Genomic DNA, 16,639 nt, shown 5'->3' on the forward strand with positions numbered 1-16,639 from the left:
CGTATGCCTGTACTCGACCCCCACCCCCAGAACGGCCAGAAGAAGCTGCTCCTCGTGTTCGGCGCGATGCTCGGCATCACGGTGATCATCGCGATCGTCGCGACCCTGGCTTCGCCGTAAGCCCCGACGGTGGGGCTGTCCCCACCATCCCCTAGGGGGCCAGGGTCAGGGTGAAGTGGGTGGGTCACCGGATGGGTTCGCGCGCCCGCACTCCGTAGGTTCGACGTACATCAGCCGGACAACACGACGGAGGCGGCCATGGCGGCCCGCGCACACACCCGGTCCCGCCCCCCGGGCCCCCGCGTCGACGTCCGCCTCCCCTGGTGGGCCCTCGCCCTCCCCGCCCTGGCCTTCGTCGTCCTGCTCCTCCTCATCGCCGGGCCCGGCCAGGCGCACGCGGCGACCGGCGATCCGGCGGTCGCGCACCTCGTGGAGCGCATCCAGCGAACCCTGTCCCACTAGCGACCCGGGCCCCGTTCACTCGTGCTGAGGGAGCCCTTCAACACTCTGCGCCCCGGGGCACGATTCATGCGAAGCTGGGATGCATGAGCGTCGATACACCCCGCAGGATCGTCCTACTCCGGCACGCGAAGGCCGACTGGCCGGATGTGTCCGACCACGATCGTCCGCTCGCCGATCGGGGCCGCATGGACGCCCCGGTCGCCGGACACCGGCTGGCGGACACGGGCATCACCTTCGACCTGGCTCTGTGCTCGACCGCGACCAGGTGCCGCGAGACCTGGAAGCTGGCCGTACAGGAAATGCCGAGGCGCCCCAAGACCGTCTACGAGGAGCGGCTGTACGAAGCCACCCTCGGTGACATCCTCGCGCTCCTGAACGAGACTCCGGACGACGTGAACAACCTTCTCGTCATCGGACACAACCCCGGCATGCACGCGGCCGCCGACGCCCTCGCGGGCTCCGGCGAGGGCGACGCCCCGGCCCGGATGAGCAGGAGCGGCTTCCCGACCGCGTCGTTCGCGATCATCGGCTTCACCGGCTCCTGGAAGTCGGTGGAGCACGGCGTGGGCAAGCTCCTGGACTACTGGGCTCCGCACGACTGACCGCGACGCCCTTCCCGGTGCGACGCGGTACGGGCGGTACGAGCAGGGCCCCGGTGCGGACCAGTCCGCACCGGGGCCTTCACGTCACCGCTCGCTCACCCGCTCACTCCGCAAGGCCGTCGGCGGCCTCGACCTCTTCCCGCGTGATGCCGAGCAGGTACAGCACGGTGTCCAGGAAGGGCACGTTCACGGCGGTGTCGGCGGCCTTGCGCACGACGGGCTTGGCGTTGAAGGCGACACCGAGACCCGCCGCGTTCAGCATGTCGAGGTCGTTGGCACCGTCGCCGACCGCCACGGTCTGCGCGAGCGGCACGCCCGCCTCGGCGGCGAAGCGGCGCAGCAGCCGGGCCTTGCCCGCGCGGTCCACGACCTCGCCGACGACGCGGCCGGTGAGCTTCCCGTCCACGATCTCCAATGTGTTGGCGGACGCGAAGTCCAGCCCGAGCCGCTCCTTCAGGTCATCGGTGACCTGGGTGAACCCGCCCGACACCACGCCCACTTGGTAGCCGAGCCGCTTGAGCGTACGGATCAGGGTGCGGGCGCCCGGCGTGAGCCGCACTTCCTGCCGCACCTTGTCCACGACATCGGCGTCGAGTCCGGCGAGCAGCGCGACGCGCGCGTGCAGCGACTGCTCGAAGTCCAGCTCGCCGCGCATCGCCCGGTCGGTCACCTCGGCGACCTTGTCCTCGCAGCCGGCGTGCGCCGCGAACAGCTCGATGACCTCGTCCTGGATGAGCGTGGAGTCCACGTCCATCACGACGAGGCGCTGGGCGCGCCGGTGCAGCCCGGCCGACACCACGGCCACATCGATCCCGAGCTCCGCGGCCTCCAGGGCGAGTGCGGTGCGCAGGGGCTCGGTCTCCGTACCGGAAACGGCGAACTCCACCGCGGTGACCGGGTACTTGGCCAGCCGGAAGACCCGGTCGATGTTGCCGCCGGTCCCGGTGATCGTGGCCGCTATGGCGGCGGTCGACTCCGCGGTCAGGGGGTGCCCGAGTACGGTGACGTGCGAACGCCCGCTGCCGCGCGGACGGTTGTCGCCCGTACCCGAGATGATCTCGGCCTGGAGATTGAGGGAGTCGGCCCAGCTGTGCACGGTGGCACGCAGCTCACCGGCGGTGCTCACGGTCGGTTCGGTGACGAGGGCGCACAGGACGATACGGCCGCGGGTGACGACCTGCTCGATGTCGACGACGTCGACGGAGTAGGCGGCCAGCGTGTCGAAGAGCCCGGCGGTGATCCCGGGGCGGTCCTTCCCGAAGATCTTGACGAGGAGGGTGGGGGCAGCGTCAGTGGACTGACTGGGCTGAGATGCGCTCATGATGTCTCTACCGTATCGGGCCCCTTCCCGGCCCTCACCTCCTGTCCCGAGGACCGGACACGCGGGGGGAAGGCCCCAGTCCCCTTCGGGCGTGTCCTCGCTCGCCGGGGAGGCGGGGGCAGCAGGTCTCCGGCGGCCGGGGGGGCGGAGCCCCGGTTTCCCCGGCCGTCCTCGCCGCCCCTCCGCACGCACCGCCGCCCGGTGCCCCGAATGGCGTGATGTCGACGGCCGCCGGCGGCTCCGCGCCCTCAGGACCGGACGCCGGGACCTCGCCGGACGGACCTGGCCGGACTCCCCGCCCCCGGGCGTCGCCACCGCCGTTCGCACGGATCGGGGCCCCGGATCCGTGCCGGATGTCCCGGGCTGTTGCCCTCGCGCATGATCCGTACGGACTCGTGGGCGCTCACCCCCTCTCCGGAGGCATTTCTCCCAGGCCGACGGGCGGCCCGTACGCGGCCGCCACAGGCCCGGTTTTCTCATCGGGGACCGGGCCTGAAATAGTTCCTCACGATGTTCAGCATCCCTAGAATCCCTGCGACGGGGGTAACTCGGGGGACAACTAGGTGGGGCGCGGAGTGCCGGAAATCGTACTGGAATTGAATGGAAGGTCCTGGACGCTCGATCCGTCCAGGTCGTACACCCTCGGACGCGATCCGCAGGGTGACGTGGTGGTCGACGACGCCAGGGTCTCGTGGCGGCATGCCACCGTCAGCTGGGGCGGCCGCAGTTGGGTCATCGAGGACCACGGAAGCACCAACGGCACGTACGTGCAGGGCCAGCGCATCCACCAGGTGGAGATCGGCCCCGGCTCCGCCGTGCACCTGGGCAATGCCATCGACGGCCCGCGGCTGAGCCTCTCCGGTGCGGGCGTGCCCGGCGGGCAGGGCGCGATGGCCCAGCAGGCCGCCCCGCAGCAGGCCGCCCCGCATCAGCAGACCCCGCAGCAGGCCCCGCACCAGCAGGGCGCTCCCGGCTGGGCGGCCCAGGCGCCGCCCCAGAAGCACCGGCCGCAGGACGCGCAGAGCCCGAACCCTCAGCAGCCGCAGAGCCACCAGCCCCAGCAGGCATGGCAGCAGGCGCCCCACCAGGCACAGGTGCCACACCAGCAGGGCGGCCCGGCCGGCGGTGCCGCGGGGGCTCCGCCGGTGTACGGCGACCGCAGCCCGACGACGTTCCACCAGGTGGCCATGGGCCGCGTGATGCGGATCGGCCGTGCGCTGGAGAACGAGCTGGTCGTCTCCGACCTGCAGGTGTCCCGTCTGCACGCCGAGTTCACCGCGACGCCCGACGGCCGGTTCCAGATCCGCGACCTCGGCAGCCACAACGGCACGTACGTCAACGGGCAGCCGATCCCCAAGTCCGGCACCGTGCTGCTCGGCCCCACCGACATCGTCGGCGTCGGCCACTCGACGTTCCGCCTGGTCGGGGACCGGCTCGAGGAGTTCGTCGACACCGGTGAGGTCTCCTTCTCCGCCCGGCACCTCACGGTGACGGTCGACGGCGGCAAGCAGATCCTCAAGGACGTCTCCTTCGGCGTACCGGAGAAGTCGCTCATCGCGGTCATCGGCCCCTCGGGCTCCGGCAAGTCCACCCTGCTCAAGGCGCTCACCGGCTACCGGCCCGCCAACCAGGGCGACGTCCTCTACGACAACCGCAACCTGTACAAGCAGTTCGCCGAGCTCCGCCAGCGCATCGGTCTGGTTCCGCAGGACGACATCCTGCACAAGGAGCTGACCGTCAAGAAGGCCCTCAAGTACGCCGCCAAGCTCCGCTTCCCCGCCGACACCACCGAGGCCGAGCGTCAGCAGCGCATCGACGAGGTCCTCGGCGAGCTCAAGCTGGACATCCACAAGGAGAAGAAGGTCACCTCCCTCTCCGGTGGCCAGCGCAAGCGCGTCTCCGTGGCACTGGAGCTGCTGACCAAGCCGTCGCTGATCTTCCTCGACGAGCCGACCTCCGGCCTCGACCCCGGCATGGACCGCGACGTCATGCAGCTGCTGCGCGGCCTCGCCGACGACGGCCGCACGGTCCTGGTCGTCACGCACTCCGTGGCCGAGCTCGCCCTCTGCGACAAGCTCCTGGTCATGGCGCCCGGCGGGTCCGTCGCGTACTTCGGCCCGCCCGAGGAGGCGCTCAACTTCTTCGGCTACACCACCTGGGCCGACGTCTTCTCCGCCTTCGAGAACTACCGCGACTACGACTGGGCGGGCCGCTGGCGCGGCTCCCAGCACTACCAGATGTACGCCGCGGACATCGACGCCGTCGCCGCGCAGCCCGTACACATGCCGTCCCCGCAGCAGATGCGTCCACCCAAGCCGCAGGGCTGGGGCTCACAGCTGTGGACCCTGATCCGCCGCTATGTGTCGGTGATCGTCTCCGACAAGGGCTTCATCGGCCTCATGCTGATCCTCCCGGCGGTGCTGGGCATCGTCAGCACCGTGATCCCGGCGGACAGCGGCCTGGGCTTCGGTCCGGAGAGGAACCGGCTGATCAACAAGGACGCCGGCATGATCCTGCTGATCCTCGCGGTCGGCGCCTGCTTCTCCGGCGCCGCCAACTCCGTCCGCGAGCTGATCAAGGAACGGGTCATCTACGAGCGGGAAAGGGCCACCGGCCTCTCCCGTTCCGCGTACCTCATGTCCAAGGTCATCGTCCTCGGCGTGATCACCGCCCTGCAGGGCGTGATCCTCGCGGCGATCGGCTTCGGCGCCCGCGCGAAGCTGCCGACCGAGGGTGTCCTCTTCGAGGAGTACCCGGTCGTCGAGATGACCCTGGTCATCAGCGCGTTCGGATTCACCTCGATGATGTTCGGCCTGGTCATCTCCGCCCTGGTGAAGACCGCCGAGAAGACCATGCCGCTGCTGGTCATGTTCGCGATCGTCCAGCTGGTCTTCACCGGTGTCCTCTTCCAGCTCCACGACAGCCCCGGCATCGAGCAAATCGCCTGGCTGATGCCGTCGCGCTGGGCCGTCGCCGCGCTGGGCACCACGGCGCAGCTCAACGTCGTCTCGCCCTGGGACCCGGACAACCTCGACGGCCTGTGGGACCACACCGCGGGGCAGTGGATGACCGACATGGGCGTACTGCTGGGCATCGGCGTCCTCTGCGGCTTCATGGTGGTGCGCCTGCTGCGCCGCCACGAGCCCGAGGTCATGCGCAAGTAACGGCACCCGGCCACCGGGCACGCCGAAGGGCGGCACCCCACGCGGGTGCCGCCCTTTCGTACGCGCTCGGACGGTCAGGCTCAGTAGGCGCTGTTGACGTTGTCCATGGAGCCGTAGCGGTCGGCCGCGTAGTTGCAGGCGGCGACGATGTTGGCGACCGGGTCGTACTGGTCGTGCTTCGTGCCTGCGACGTGGTACGCGTCGAAGGTCGGCTTGATGACCTGGAGCAGACCCTTGGACGGGATGCCGTTGATGGCGTTGATGTCCCAGTTGTTGATCGCGCGCGGGTTGCCGGAGGACTCGCGGATGATGTTGCGGTGGATGCCCTCGTAGGAACCGGGGATGTTGTGCTTCTTCATGATGGACATCGCCTCACGAATCCACCCGTCGAGGTTGTTCGCGTAGACCGGCTTGCGCGCGGCGGCGCGGCTCGCGGCCGCCCGCTCGTCGGCGCGCTTCTTCGCCGCGGCCTTGGCCTTCGCTTCGGCTGCGGCCTTCGCCTTGGCCTGAGCCGCCGCCTTCGCGTCGGCCTTCGCCCTCGCGTCGGCCACGGCCTTGGCCATCCGGTCGGCACCGACCTGCTGCTGCGTGATGCTCGTGTGCACCGTCTTGGCCTGGACGCTGCCGGCGGCCGCCGACCATGCCACCGGCGCGGCGGCGACGGTCCGGGTCTCGGACTCGGCGGATGCGTTGCCCGGGACGAGCGAGAACGTGAGGGCGGCGGCGCCGAGGGTGGCGACACCGGCGATCGAGAACTTGTGGTTCTTGTTCAGACGGCCATGACCAAGGGTGCGAAACGCGGACATGCAGACGTACCTCTTCGAATAGCGGAAGCCGCGGAGTCAGCGACGGGAGCCATTGTTAGCGTCCGCAAAATCCTGTGGCAAAGGTGTGACGTACGATCCCCGGTAGTGGACCAGGACCCTTGCACACCTGCCTGGTGCCGGGCGATACCGAGCCCAAACGCCCCTTATCGATCCACTACGGCCCTTCGTAAGTGATCTGGATCCTATGCGCGGGCTCACACGGGGCGCCCGGCGATCTCACCAATAGTTGCTCGTGCGATGCCCAGCGTGAGGGCTTTCCTCCGGGAGGACGAGGTGCACGTCGCCGAACTCGTGCCAGAGGTGGAAACGCCTCAGCGCCTCGGCGTAAGGGCGGTCCGGCGCGGCCCGCCCCGCGATCGCCTCCAGCATCAGCACATGCGATGCCTGCGGCTCGTGCAGCCCGGTCAGGAGCCCGTCCACGACGCGTACGCCGCGCTCCGGAGTGACCACCAGAGCGGTCCGGCCCGCGGCCTCACGCACCACCCCGTCGGGACCGGCCGCCGACTCCGGCGCCCGCACCGCCGTCGTCCCGGCCGCGACGGCCCTCCCTCCCGCCGCCCGCGCGGCGTTCACCAGCCGGGCCGTCGCGGCCGGCACCTCGAAGCGCTCCGGGTACGGCGGCTCGTGCGTCCCGGCCGAGGCGACGCCCGTATGCAGGGTGAGCGGCGCGAACTGCACGCCCCGGCTCACCGGCTCCGCCACCATCGCCGCCGTGAAGGGCCGCCCCGCGCTCGGCATCTCCGCCGAACCCGCCCCGTCGGGACGGCGCAGCGCGAAGACCGTCTGGTACGCCGGCAGCGGCTGGTCCCGCTCCGTGTACCCGTACCGGATGGGCCGCCCGTACCGGTGCAGCAGCCCCGGCACGTCCCGCGCACCCACGACGGACACCCGCGCCCACCACAGCCGGTCCCCACCGGGTCCGGCCGGTTCCTCCAGCACCAGCCGCCCACCGCCGGGCAGTCCCGCCACGGTCCCCGCGGGCCCGCCGCGCCGCGGTCGCGTGGCCCCGGCCCCCAAGGGGCTGCGGAACTCGACGGTCCGGCGCCGGCCGTCCCCTTCGGTGGAGAAGTGCACCACCGCACGGCTCCCGGCGACCGGGGCTGCGACCGGGGCGGCAGGCGGGGAGGGGCCGGTCCCGGACCCGCCCCGATCCACCCGTCCACCGCCGCGGGCAGCGTGGGCGACGTACGCACCACCAGTACGTCCCCGCCCGCAGCAGCCCGGTCAGCTCCCGGAACACGTGGTGCGCGACCTCCGTACCCCGCGACACCAGCAGCCGCACGTCGTCCCGCCCCGTGCCGCGCTCCTCCGCGGGCACGCGCGCCGACAGCTCCTCCGGTACGCGCAGCCCGCCGCGCACGGCCGGCGCCCTTCCCGTCCCCCTCACCGGTCGGCCCCCGCTCCAGCAGCGCCGCCGCCGCGTACCGCCCGCTCGCGGGCCGCTCGTCGAGCAGCCGCAGGAAGGCCGGGACCACGGAACCGGGTTCCGGCCGCCACGCGTCGTCGTCCGGGACGGCCGCCGCGTACAGACCGGTCCGCATGTCGCCCGGATCGACCGCCCGCACCCGCAGCCCCGGCTCCTCCTGCGCCAGTACCGCCGACAACTGGTCGAGCGCGGCCCTCGAAGCCCCGTATCCGCCCCAGGTCCCGTACGTCTCCACCGCCGCGTCCGAACTCACCGAGACCACCGCGCCCCGGCCTCCCGCAGTAGCGGCAGTGCTTCCTGCACGAGCCCGAGCGCCGCCACCACACTCGTCTCCAGCGCCGCCCGCAGCCCCTCCAACGGCAGCGCTTCCAGCCGTACGAGCGGCTCCGCACCCAGCGCGCTCGCGTTGTTCACCAGCAGGTCCAGCCCGCCGAGCCCGCGCGCGGCGGCCACCAGCTCCGCCCGGTGCGCGGCGTCGGTGACATCCCCGGCCACGGCCACCACCCGCGTCCCGCTACGCGCGCGCCTCCCGCGCCGCGTCCTCCAGCACGGCCCCGGCCCCGGCGTCCAGCACCAGGTCCCGGCCCCGCTCCGCGAGCGCCGTCCCCAGCGCCCGTCCCAGTCCCTTCGAGGCCCCCGTGACGATCACAACCGGCATGGCAGACATCTCCTCCGTCGCACCTCCGCCGCATCGGCGTGCCCTCGACGGAGGAACCCGTCCCCGCCCGGCGCCTCCTGCGCCGGCCCCACCGCACCAGGGCACTTCGGCCTACGACCTGCGTCCCGGCGCCGGGACGCCCGGGTCCGATACGGCCGCCGCACCCCGCCGGTACGGTAACCACATGAACCGCCCCCCAGCTCACCGTCCCGTTAGAGCAGGGGAGTCCCCTTCCCCGCGCTCCGGTCTCACCGCCGTGAGCACCGCACTGCTCGCGATGAGCCGGCACCTGGAAGTGCGCGACGTCCTCAAGACGATCGTCGCCTCCGCCCGCGAGCTCCTGGACGCGGAGTACGCCGCCCTGGGCGTCCCCGACGACCACGGCGGCTTCGCCCAGTTCGTGGTCGACGGCGTCAGCGACGAACAGTGGAAGGCCATCGGCCCGCTGCCCCGCCAGCACGGCATCCTTGCCGCGATGCTGCACGGCGCCGCCACCGAGCGCCTCGCCGACGTGCGCAAGGACCCCCGCTTCGAGGGCTGGCCCCCCGCGCACCCCGACATGTCCGACTTCCTGGGACTGCCCATCCGCGACGGCGACGAAGTCATCGGTGCGCTCTTCCTCGCCAACAAGCGCTGCCCCAAGCCCGAAGGCGCCTGCGGTTTCACCGAGGACGACGAGGAACTGCTCGGCATGCTCGCCCAGCACGCCGCGATCGCCCTGACCAACGCCCGTCTCTACGAGCGCAGCCGCGAGCTCACCATCGCGGAGGAACGCTCCCGCCTGGCCCACGAGCTGCACGACGCCGTGAACCAGAAGCTCTTCTCCCTGCGCCTGACCGCCCAGGCCGCCGCAGCCCTCGTCGACCGCGACCCGGCCCGCGCCAAGGGCGAACTCCAGCAGGTGGCCGCGCTCGCCGCCGAGGCGGCCGACGAACTGCGCGCCGCGGTCGTCGAGCTCCGCCCCGCGGCCCTCGACGAGGACGGCCTGATCGCCACCCTGCGCACCCAGATCCAGGTCATGGACCGCGCCCACACGGCCCGGGTGACTTTCACCAGCTCCGGCGTACGGGCCCTGCCCGCGGCCCAGGAGGAAGCCCTCCTGCGCGTCGCCCAGGAGGCTTTGCACAACGCCCTGCGCCACTCGGGCGCGGCCCACGTCGACGTCGTACTCGAAAAGAGCGGCCAGGGCGCCCGGCTCAGGATCACGGACGACGGCAGCGGCTTCGACCCGAAGGCCGTACGCAGAGCGGGCCGCCACCTCGGCCTGGTCTCGATGCGCGACCGCGCCGGCGGCGCGGGCGGCAGGCTCACTGTGGAATCGGCGCCCGGCAAGGGCACCACGATCGAGATGGAGGTCCCCGGTGGCTGAGGCCGCACGACCGTCAAAGACCGGAATCCGCGTCCTGCTGGTCGACGATCACCAGGTCGTACGCCGCGGCCTGCGCACGTTCCTGGAGATCCAGGACGACATCGAGGTCGTCGGGGAGGCCGGGGACGGGGCGGAGGGGGTCGCGCGCGCCGAGGAGCTGCGCCCCGACGTCGTTCTCATGGACATCAAGATGCCCGGCACCGACGGCATCGACGCCCTGCGCAGACTCCGTGAGCTGGCCAACCCCGCCAAAGTCCTGATCGTCACCAGCTTCACCGAGCAGCGCACCGTCGTCCCCGCCCTGCGCGCCGGTGCCTCGGGCTACGTCTACAAGGACGTGGACCCGGACGCCCTGGCCGGCGCGATCCGCTCCGTACACGCGGGCCATGTCCTCCTCCAGCCGGAGGTCGCGGGGGCCCTGCTCTCGCAGGAGGACGGGAACAGCGGCACGGGCCGGGGAGGCACGCTCACCGAACGGGAGCGGGAAGTGCTGACCCTGATCGCGGACGGCCGCTCCAATCGGGAGATCGCCCGCGCGCTGGTCCTCTCGGAGAAGACCGTGAAGACCCACGTTTCGAACATCCTGATGAAACTGGACCTCTCCGACCGGACCCAGGCGGCGCTGTGGGCCGTCCGACATGGGATTACGGGTTAAGCGGACGATCTGCGCCCCGGACCGAGATTCATACTGTCGGGTGCATGTCCCCCGAATGGCGCATCCCGAGGGGCCTCCGGGCGTTTTCCATGACGTGCTGCGGCGGCTGGCCGCGGCGACGTCTAGGAGGATCCTGAAGTGAAGAACCTGAAGAAGGCCGCTGCCGTCACCATGGTCGCGGGCGGTCTCCTCGCCGCCGGCGCCGGCGTTGCCTCCGCCACCGAGGGCGGCGCGCACGCCCACGGCGCGGCCGTCCAGTCCCCGGGCGTCGGCTCCGGCAACCTGGTCCAGGTCCCGGTTCACGTCCCGGTGAACGTTGTCGGCAACACCGTCAACGTCGTCGGCGCCCTCAACCCGGCCTTCGGAAACCACGGCATCAACTACTGACCGATCCCGGTCGGGCGGTGACCACCGGCCCCCAGGCGCCCGGCGCCTGGGGGCCGGGCGCGCGTTCCGAACCCCTCAGCGCCCCCGCTCGCGTTCCTCGACCCACGCGTTGTACGCCGCGACCTGCGCCCTGCGCGCCACCCGCTCCACCGGCCGCAGCGCTTCCCCGCGCCCCGCCATTTCCGAAGCGCTCACCGCCCCGCCGTGCCCGGTCCCGTACGCCACCGAGATGAGCAGCCCGACCCGCTGCGCGAGTTCCAGCACCCGCACCGCCCGCGGCGGGTACCCGGGGGCCAGCACCTCACCGCCGCCGCCCTCCACCCGCGCCCGGTACGCGTCGATCGCCGCCTCGGCCACCGGGCCCGACCCCGCCACATCGAGCCGTGACAGCACCGCGGTCGCGTCCCGAAGCGCCTCCGCGAGTTCCCGCTCGGCCTCCCCGAGCGACGGCACGTCCGCCGGCGGGGCCTCCCGTACGGGCAGGCAGTGCCACACCACCTCGACGTGCACGTCCCCGGCCGGCCCCGCCTCGTACACCTCCGGCACCAGTCCCAGCGCCGCGCCGGAGCAGACCACCGCTTCCTCCGCCTCCAGCGCCCGCGCGTTGAACTCCGGCGGCCCACTGAGCCCCAGCGGATGCCCCGGCGCGGGCAGCGCCACCCGGAACCCCGTCACGCCCAGCGCGCGCAACCGCCCCAGGGCCAGCGTGAGCCCGACCGGCCCCGCCTCCCCGGGCACACCTTCCACCCGGTGCACCGCGTCCTCCCCGACAATGGCGAGAGCGACGTGATCCGGCGAAACAAGTCCGGCCAAAAGGGCGTTTCCCCATGCGGCCAGTCGTCCTGAGCGAGGTTCGGAGAGCATGGACCCAGCCTAGGGAATGGGACCTAAGAGCTGGACCGCCCGACCGGTGGCGTAGGTTTTCCCTGGGAGCTGTGCTCGCAGGCACACCCAACATTCTCGAGACTGCATGGGGAGACAACGCGCTCATGAGCGATGTACTGGAGCTGGTGGACGTATCCGTGGTCCGCGACGGACGCGCTCTGGTGGACGGCGTCTCCTGGTCGGTCAAGGAGGGTGAGCGCTGGGTGATCCTCGGCCCGAACGGTGCCGGCAAGACCACCCTGCTGAACGTCGCCTCCAGCTATCTCTTCCCGTCCTCCGGCACCGCCAGGGTCCTCGGCGAGACGCTCGGCAGCCCCGGCACCGACGTCTTCGAGCTCCGCCCCCGCATCGGCATGGCCGGCATCGCGCTGGCCGACAAGCTGCCCAGGCGCCAGACCGTCCTCCAGACGGTGCTCACCGCGGCGTACGGCATGACCGCCACCTGGCACGAGAACTACGACGAGGTCGACGAGCAGCGCGCCCGCGCCTTCCTCGACCGCCTCGGCATGACGGAGTACCTGGACCGGATGTTCGGCACGCTCTCCGAGGGCGAGCGCAAGCGCACCATGATCGCCCGCGCGATGATGACCGACCCCGAGCTGCTCCTCCTCGACGAGCCCGCCGCCGGTCTCGACCTCGGCGGCCGCGAAGACCTCGTCCGCCGCCTCGGCCGCCTCGCCCGCGACCCGTACGCCCCCTCGATGATCATGGTGACGCACCATGTCGAGGAGATCGCCCCCGGTTTCACCCACGTCCTGATGATCCGTCAGGGCAAGGTCCTCGCCGCGGGCCCCGTGGAGACCGAACTGACCTCCCGCAACCTCTCCCTCTGCTTCGGCCTGCCGCTCGTCGTCGAGCGCAGGTCCGACCGCTGGACGGCCCAGGGTCTGCCGCTCGGCTGACCCTGGGCCCGCCCGCGCCCCGTCCGCGCCGGCCCGCGCCCCGCTCGCACCCTGTCCGTGAAGACTCCCCGCGCCTACCATGACCACGTGGACATCGACGCATGGGTGTGGTGGCTGATCGGCGCCGTCGGGCTGGGGATCCCGCTCGTGGTGACGGCGATGCCCGAGTTCGGAATGCTGTCGGCGGGCGCGGTCGCCGGCGCCTTGACCGCGAGCCTGGGCGGCGGCATGGTCGCGCAGGTACTGGTCTTCGCCGCCGTCTCGGTCGCGCTCATCGCGGTCGTACGCCCGATAGCCGCCCGGCACCGCTCCGAACGCCCCCAACACGCCACTGGAATCGACGCCCTGAGGGGTCGTCAGGCAATCGTGCTCGAACGGGTCGACGGCAGCGGCGGCCGGATCAAACTGGCGGGCGAGGTCTGGTCGGCCCGGTCCTACGACGCCGACCAGACCTTCGAACCGGGCCGGCAGGTCGACGTCATCGAGATCGACGGAGCAACGGCAGTAGTCATGTGAGCCGAACACCCCGCACACCGGCTCGTGTTCTGGGAAGATTGATCATCAGATCGTCCGCACACGGCTTGGCCGGTCTCCCGAGAAGCACGATACGAAGGGCACGGGAAACGCGATGTCATCCGTCATCATCGTCCTGATCATTCTGGTGGTGCTGGTCTTCATCGCCCTGATCAAGACGATCCAGGTCATCCCACAGGCCAGCGCCGCCATCGTGGAGCGCTTCGGCCGTTACACCCGCACTCTCAACGCGGGACTGAACATCGTCGTCCCGTTCATCGACTCGATCCGCAACCGGATCGACCTCCGCGAACAGGTCGTCCCCTTCCCGCCCCAGCCGGTGATCACCCAGGACAACCTGGTGGTCAACATCGACACCGTCATCTACTACCAGGTCACCGACGCCCGGGCGGCGACGTACGAAGTCGCCAGCTACATCCAGGCGATCGAGCAGCTCACCGTCACCACGCTGCGCAACATCATCGGCGGCATGGACCTGGAACGGACCCTGACCTCCCGCGAGGAGATCAACGCGGCGCTGCGCGGCGTCCTCGACGAGGCCACCGGCAAGTGGGGCATCCGCGTCAACCGCGTCGAACTCAAGGCGATCGAGCCGCCCACCTCCATCCAGGACTCGATGGAGAAGCAGATGCGTGCCGACCGTGACAAGCGCGCCGCGATCCTCACCGCCGAAGGCATCAGGCAGTCCGCGATCCTCACCGCCGAAGGCGAGAAGCAGTCCGCGATCCTGCGCGCCGAGGGCGAGGCCAAGGCGTCCGCGCTGCGAGCCGAGGGCGAGGCCCAGGCCATCCGTACGGTCTTCGAGTCGATCCACGCGGGCGACCCGGACCAGAAGCTCCTTTCCTACCAGTACCTCCAGATGCTCCCGAAGATCGCCGAGGGCGACGCCAACAAGCTCTGGATCGTGCCCAGCGAGATCGGTGACGCGCTCAAGGGCCTCAGTGGCGCCTTCGGCAACTTCAGCGGCGGTGCCCCGGGCTTCAACACGGGCCAGGAGCGCCGCCAGGACCCCCCATCGACTGACACGTACAGATCTCGTGCATGATCGGTGCACCAAGCACCGATCATGCACGAGAGGCTCACCGTGACCATCTGGGAGATGCTCGCCGTCTTCGCCGCGGGCGTGGGCGCCGGGACCATCAACACCATCGTCGGTTCCGGAACCCTCATCACCTTCCCGGTCCTGCTCGCCACCGGTCTGCCGCCGGTGACCGCGACCGTCTCGAACGCCCTCGGCCTGATCCCCGGCTCGATCAGCGGCGCCATCGGCTACCGCAAGGAACTCACCGGCCAGCGCCGCCGCATCCTGCGCATGGGCGCGGCCGCCGCCGTCGGATCCGTCTGCGGAGCCGTACTGCTCCTCGCCCTGCCGGCGCACGCCTTCGAGACGATCGTGCCGGTCCTGGTCGGCCTCGCCCTGGCCCTGGTGATCCTCCAGCCCCGTATCACCAAGGCCGTCCAGCGCCGCCGCGAGCGCAACGGCTCCGACGCCCCCGACCCCGACGGCGGTCCGCTCCTCATCACGGGCCTTCTGCTCGCCAGCGTGTACGGCGGCTACTTCACCGCGGCCCAGGGAATCATCTATGTCGCGCTCATGGGCATGCTGCTCAACGACACCCTGCAGCGCCTGAACGCCACCAAGAACGTCCTCGCCGCGGTCGTCAACAGCACCGCCGCGGTCTTCTTCCTCTTCGCCGCGGAGTTCGACTGGACCGCCGTGGCGCTCATCGCCGTCGGCTCCACGCTAGGCGGTCAGCTCGGCGCCAGGATCGGCCGCCGCCTGCCACCGACCGCCCTGCGCGCGCTGATCGTGGCCGTGGGCACAGTCGCGATCGTCCAGCTGATACTGCGCTGACGCACAGAAGCCCGCCTCCGAACGAAGGCGGGCTTACTCCTCCGGGCGCCTACGCGGGCTGCGCCAGCCCGCCCCGGGACATCGGCTCCGTCCGGGCGGGAGAGACCCCGCTCGGCAGCGCGAACCACTCGTTCGCCCCCAGCGACAGCAGCATCGCCTCGGCGGGCGAAGGCACGAACGGCCGCCGCAGCAGCGGCATGCCCGCCTCCTCCGGCGTACGGTCCGCCTTGCGGTGATTGTCCTCCGCGCAGGACGCCACCGTGTTCAGCCAGCCGTCCCCACCGCCCTGGGCTTTCGGTATCACATGGTCGACGGTGGTGGCCCGCCGTCCGCAGTACGCGCACCGGTGCTGGTCCCGTATGAGCACACCGCGCCTCGACCACGGTGCCTGTCTTCGGAAGGGCACCCGGACGTACCGGCAGAGCCTGATCACCTGCGGCACCGGAAGCTCCACGGCGGCCGCGCGCATCAGCAGTCCGGGGCGGGCCTGTTCGACGACGGCCTTGTCCGTCAGGACAAGCACCACCGCCCGGTTCAGTGTCACCGTAGACAGCGGCTCGAAGCTCGCGTTCAGTACCAGCGTGTCCCGCATCCCGCCCACCCTCCCTGCGCCGGCCCGCCCCGTGGCGGGCTTGGATCAACTCTGACCGGGCACACCGAGATGGACAACGCAATAAAAAGATGCCCGTCCCTGATCTCTTCCAAGACCAGGGACGGGCAAACAGAAAGTGAACGGTCAACTCGCCGCGGGAGCCTCGTATGCGGCGACCAGCTGCGCACGCCCGAGCGTGTGGAACCGCAGATTGAACCCCACAGCGGCCGGGGAGGTGTCGGCGTCGGGCCCGAGCTTCTCCGTGTCCACCGCGTACACGGTGAATACATACCGGTGCTTTTCGCCCGCCGGCGGCGCGGCCCCGCCGAAGTCCTTCGTCCCGTAGTCGTTACGGGCCTGGATCGCGCCCTCCGGCAACCCTTCGGACTTCTCGCTGCCCGCCCCGGCCGGCAGCTCCGTCACCGATGCCGGAATGTCGAACACGGTCCAGTGCCAGAACCCGCTGCCGGTCGGCGCGTCGGGATCGAAACACGTCACGGCAAAGCTCTTCGTCCCGGCGGGAAACCCTTCCCACCGCAAGTGCGGCGACGTATTGCCGGCCGCGTACACCTGGGCGTCCTTCAGCACCGCCCCGTCCGCGACGTCCTCACTCACCACGGTGAACGAGGGCACCGGCGGATGGAAGTCATGGGGAAGCGGCGGCCTCTTCGCCTCGGACACGTCTGAACCTCCGATTGGGCTGTCCTGCCTGGCAGATCCCGAGCCTAGAGCCAGTTGCGCTGACCGCCGACCTGGGCAAGCCACTGATTGAGGTAAGCCACCCAGTCGGTTCCCTGGAAGTCGTTCAGCCCGACCTTGAAGGCCCGGTAGGAGTCGCTGCTCTCACTGAAGAGCCCCGGCTTCTTGTCCATCTCCAGGACGACGTCCATCTCGCGGTCGTCCGCGACGAAGGTCAGTTCGACCTGGTTGAGCCCGCGGTACTGCTGCGGCGGCTGGAACTCGATCTCCTGGTAGAAGGGCAGCCGCTGACGCGTCCCCC

The 16,639-nt window shown here is 70.9% G+C and carries 17 protein-coding genes and 2 pseudogenes (1 of these 19 running past the window's edge); 11 read left to right on the forward strand and 8 right to left on the reverse strand.

All coding sequences use genetic code 11. The features are described from left to right. The first annotated feature begins 3 nt into the window (after positions 1 to 3). The 3 genes from BN1555_RS40550 to BN1555_RS25095 all read left to right on the forward strand — a co-directional run bounded on the left by BN1555_RS40550 (position 4) and on the right by BN1555_RS25095 (position 1,064). A complete protein-coding gene (locus BN1555_RS40550; protein ID WP_093801495.1) occupies positions 4 to 120 on the forward strand; it encodes an SGM_5486 family transporter-associated protein in 117 nt (38 codons plus the stop codon). A gap of 138 nt (positions 121 to 258) precedes the next feature. Then, positions 259 to 462 carry a hypothetical protein gene (locus BN1555_RS25090; protein WP_093801496.1) on the forward strand — a complete coding sequence of 68 codons (204 nt, stop codon included), beginning with the start codon at positions 259 to 261 and terminating at the stop codon, positions 460 to 462. Between the two features lie 83 nt (positions 463 to 545). Next, positions 546 to 1,064, forward strand: a complete 519-nt coding sequence (locus tag BN1555_RS25095) for a SixA phosphatase family protein (protein WP_093801497.1) — start codon at positions 546 to 548, stop codon at positions 1,062 to 1,064. A 103-nt stretch (positions 1,065 to 1,167) separates the two neighbouring features. Here BN1555_RS25095 and serB read toward each other — a convergent pair whose 3' ends face one another. Further along, on the reverse strand, positions 1,168 to 2,385 hold the full coding sequence (gene serB / locus BN1555_RS25100; RefSeq protein ID WP_093801498.1) for a phosphoserine phosphatase SerB: 1,218 nt from the start codon (positions 2,383 to 2,385) through the stop codon (positions 1,168 to 1,170). 575 nt (positions 2,386 to 2,960) lie between these two features. On the opposite strand from serB, the gene BN1555_RS25105 reads away from it, so the two are divergent. Next, the gene (locus BN1555_RS25105) at positions 2,961 to 5,549 is read left to right on the forward strand and encodes an ABC transporter ATP-binding protein/permease (protein ID WP_093801499.1); all 2,589 of its coding nucleotides are present in this window, start codon (positions 2,961 to 2,963) and stop codon (positions 5,547 to 5,549) included. 80 nt (positions 5,550 to 5,629) lie between these two features. On the opposite strand, the gene BN1555_RS25110 is transcribed toward BN1555_RS25105, so the two are convergent. The 3 genes and pseudogenes from BN1555_RS25110 to BN1555_RS40560 form a co-directional block, all read right to left on the reverse strand. After that, on the reverse strand, positions 5,630 to 6,355 hold the full coding sequence (locus BN1555_RS25110; protein ID WP_093801500.1) for a transglycosylase SLT domain-containing protein: 726 nt from the start codon (positions 6,353 to 6,355) through the stop codon (positions 5,630 to 5,632). A 237-nt stretch (positions 6,356 to 6,592) separates the two neighbouring features. Continuing rightward, positions 6,593 to 7,736 (reverse strand): annotated as a pseudogene (locus BN1555_RS40555) (S-adenosylmethionine:tRNA ribosyltransferase-isomerase). A 40-nt stretch (positions 7,737 to 7,776) separates the two neighbouring features. Next, positions 7,777 to 8,460 (reverse strand): annotated as a pseudogene (locus BN1555_RS40560) (SDR family NAD(P)-dependent oxidoreductase); the annotation flags it as partial. 184 nt (positions 8,461 to 8,644) lie between these two features. On the opposite strand from BN1555_RS40560, the gene BN1555_RS25125 reads away from it, so the two are divergent. The 3 genes from BN1555_RS25125 (at position 8,645) to BN1555_RS25135 (ending at position 10,871) form a co-directional block, all read left to right on the forward strand. Beyond that, entirely contained in the window at positions 8,645 to 9,829 is a 1,185-nt protein-coding gene (locus BN1555_RS25125; RefSeq protein WP_369688994.1) for a GAF domain-containing sensor histidine kinase, read from the forward strand. Further along, positions 9,822 to 10,484 carry a response regulator gene (locus BN1555_RS25130; RefSeq protein ID WP_255306150.1) on the forward strand — a complete coding sequence of 221 codons (663 nt, stop codon included), beginning with the start codon at positions 9,822 to 9,824 and terminating at the stop codon, positions 10,482 to 10,484. The genes BN1555_RS25125 and BN1555_RS25130 overlap by 8 nt, the downstream gene beginning before the upstream one ends. Positions 10,485 to 10,622: 138 nt before the next feature. Continuing rightward, positions 10,623 to 10,871 carry a chaplin family protein gene (locus BN1555_RS25135; protein ID WP_093801502.1) on the forward strand — a complete coding sequence of 83 codons (249 nt, stop codon included), beginning with the start codon at positions 10,623 to 10,625 and terminating at the stop codon, positions 10,869 to 10,871. 75 nt (positions 10,872 to 10,946) lie between these two features. Here the strand turns inward: BN1555_RS25135 and BN1555_RS25140 are convergent, their stop codons facing one another. Continuing rightward, on the reverse strand, positions 10,947 to 11,735 hold the full coding sequence (locus BN1555_RS25140; protein ID WP_093801503.1) for a hypothetical protein: 789 nt from the start codon (positions 11,733 to 11,735) through the stop codon (positions 10,947 to 10,949). 125 nt (positions 11,736 to 11,860) lie between these two features. Here BN1555_RS25140 and BN1555_RS25145 point away from each other — a divergent pair, with 125 nt between their 5' ends. The 4 genes from BN1555_RS25145 to BN1555_RS25160 all read left to right on the forward strand — a co-directional run bounded on the left by BN1555_RS25145 (position 11,861) and on the right by BN1555_RS25160 (position 15,047). Continuing rightward, on the forward strand, positions 11,861 to 12,658 hold the full coding sequence (locus BN1555_RS25145) for an ABC transporter ATP-binding protein (RefSeq protein WP_093801504.1): 798 nt from the start codon (positions 11,861 to 11,863) through the stop codon (positions 12,656 to 12,658). An 87-nt stretch (positions 12,659 to 12,745) separates the two neighbouring features. Then, the gene (locus BN1555_RS25150) at positions 12,746 to 13,174 is read left to right on the forward strand and encodes an NfeD family protein (RefSeq protein ID WP_093801505.1); all 429 of its coding nucleotides are present in this window, start codon (positions 12,746 to 12,748) and stop codon (positions 13,172 to 13,174) included. A 112-nt stretch (positions 13,175 to 13,286) separates the two neighbouring features. Then, complete coding sequence (locus BN1555_RS25155) at positions 13,287 to 14,237, forward strand: SPFH domain-containing protein (protein ID WP_093801506.1); 951 nt, start codon at positions 13,287 to 13,289, stop codon at positions 14,235 to 14,237. Positions 14,238 to 14,276: 39 nt separating this feature from the next. Then, positions 14,277 to 15,047: a sulfite exporter TauE/SafE family protein gene (locus BN1555_RS25160; RefSeq protein WP_093803631.1), complete on the forward strand. Its 771-nt coding sequence runs from the start codon at positions 14,277 to 14,279 to the stop codon at positions 15,045 to 15,047. 49 nt (positions 15,048 to 15,096) lie between these two features. Here BN1555_RS25160 and BN1555_RS25165 read toward each other — a convergent pair whose 3' ends face one another. From BN1555_RS25165 to BN1555_RS25175, 3 genes are all read right to left on the reverse strand, one after another. Beyond that, positions 15,097 to 15,639: an HNH endonuclease gene (locus BN1555_RS25165; protein ID WP_093801507.1), complete on the reverse strand. Its 543-nt coding sequence runs from the start codon at positions 15,637 to 15,639 to the stop codon at positions 15,097 to 15,099. A 144-nt stretch (positions 15,640 to 15,783) separates the two neighbouring features. Continuing rightward, positions 15,784 to 16,320: a YbhB/YbcL family Raf kinase inhibitor-like protein gene (locus tag BN1555_RS25170; protein ID WP_093801508.1), complete on the reverse strand. Its 537-nt coding sequence runs from the start codon at positions 16,318 to 16,320 to the stop codon at positions 15,784 to 15,786. Positions 16,321 to 16,364: 44 nt separating this feature from the next. Further along, on the reverse strand, positions 16,365 to 16,639 hold the final stretch of the coding sequence (locus BN1555_RS25175; protein ID WP_093801509.1) for a sporulation protein. 508 nt of this gene lie beyond the right edge of the window; only the last 275 of its 783 coding nucleotides appear in the window; its start codon lies beyond the right edge, outside the window; its stop codon occupies positions 16,365 to 16,367.

It is taken from the genome of Streptomyces sp. Wb2n-11 (genome assembly GCF_001049855.1).
Classification (GTDB): Bacteria; Actinomycetota; Actinomycetes; order Streptomycetales; family Streptomycetaceae; genus Streptomyces; species Streptomyces altiplanensis.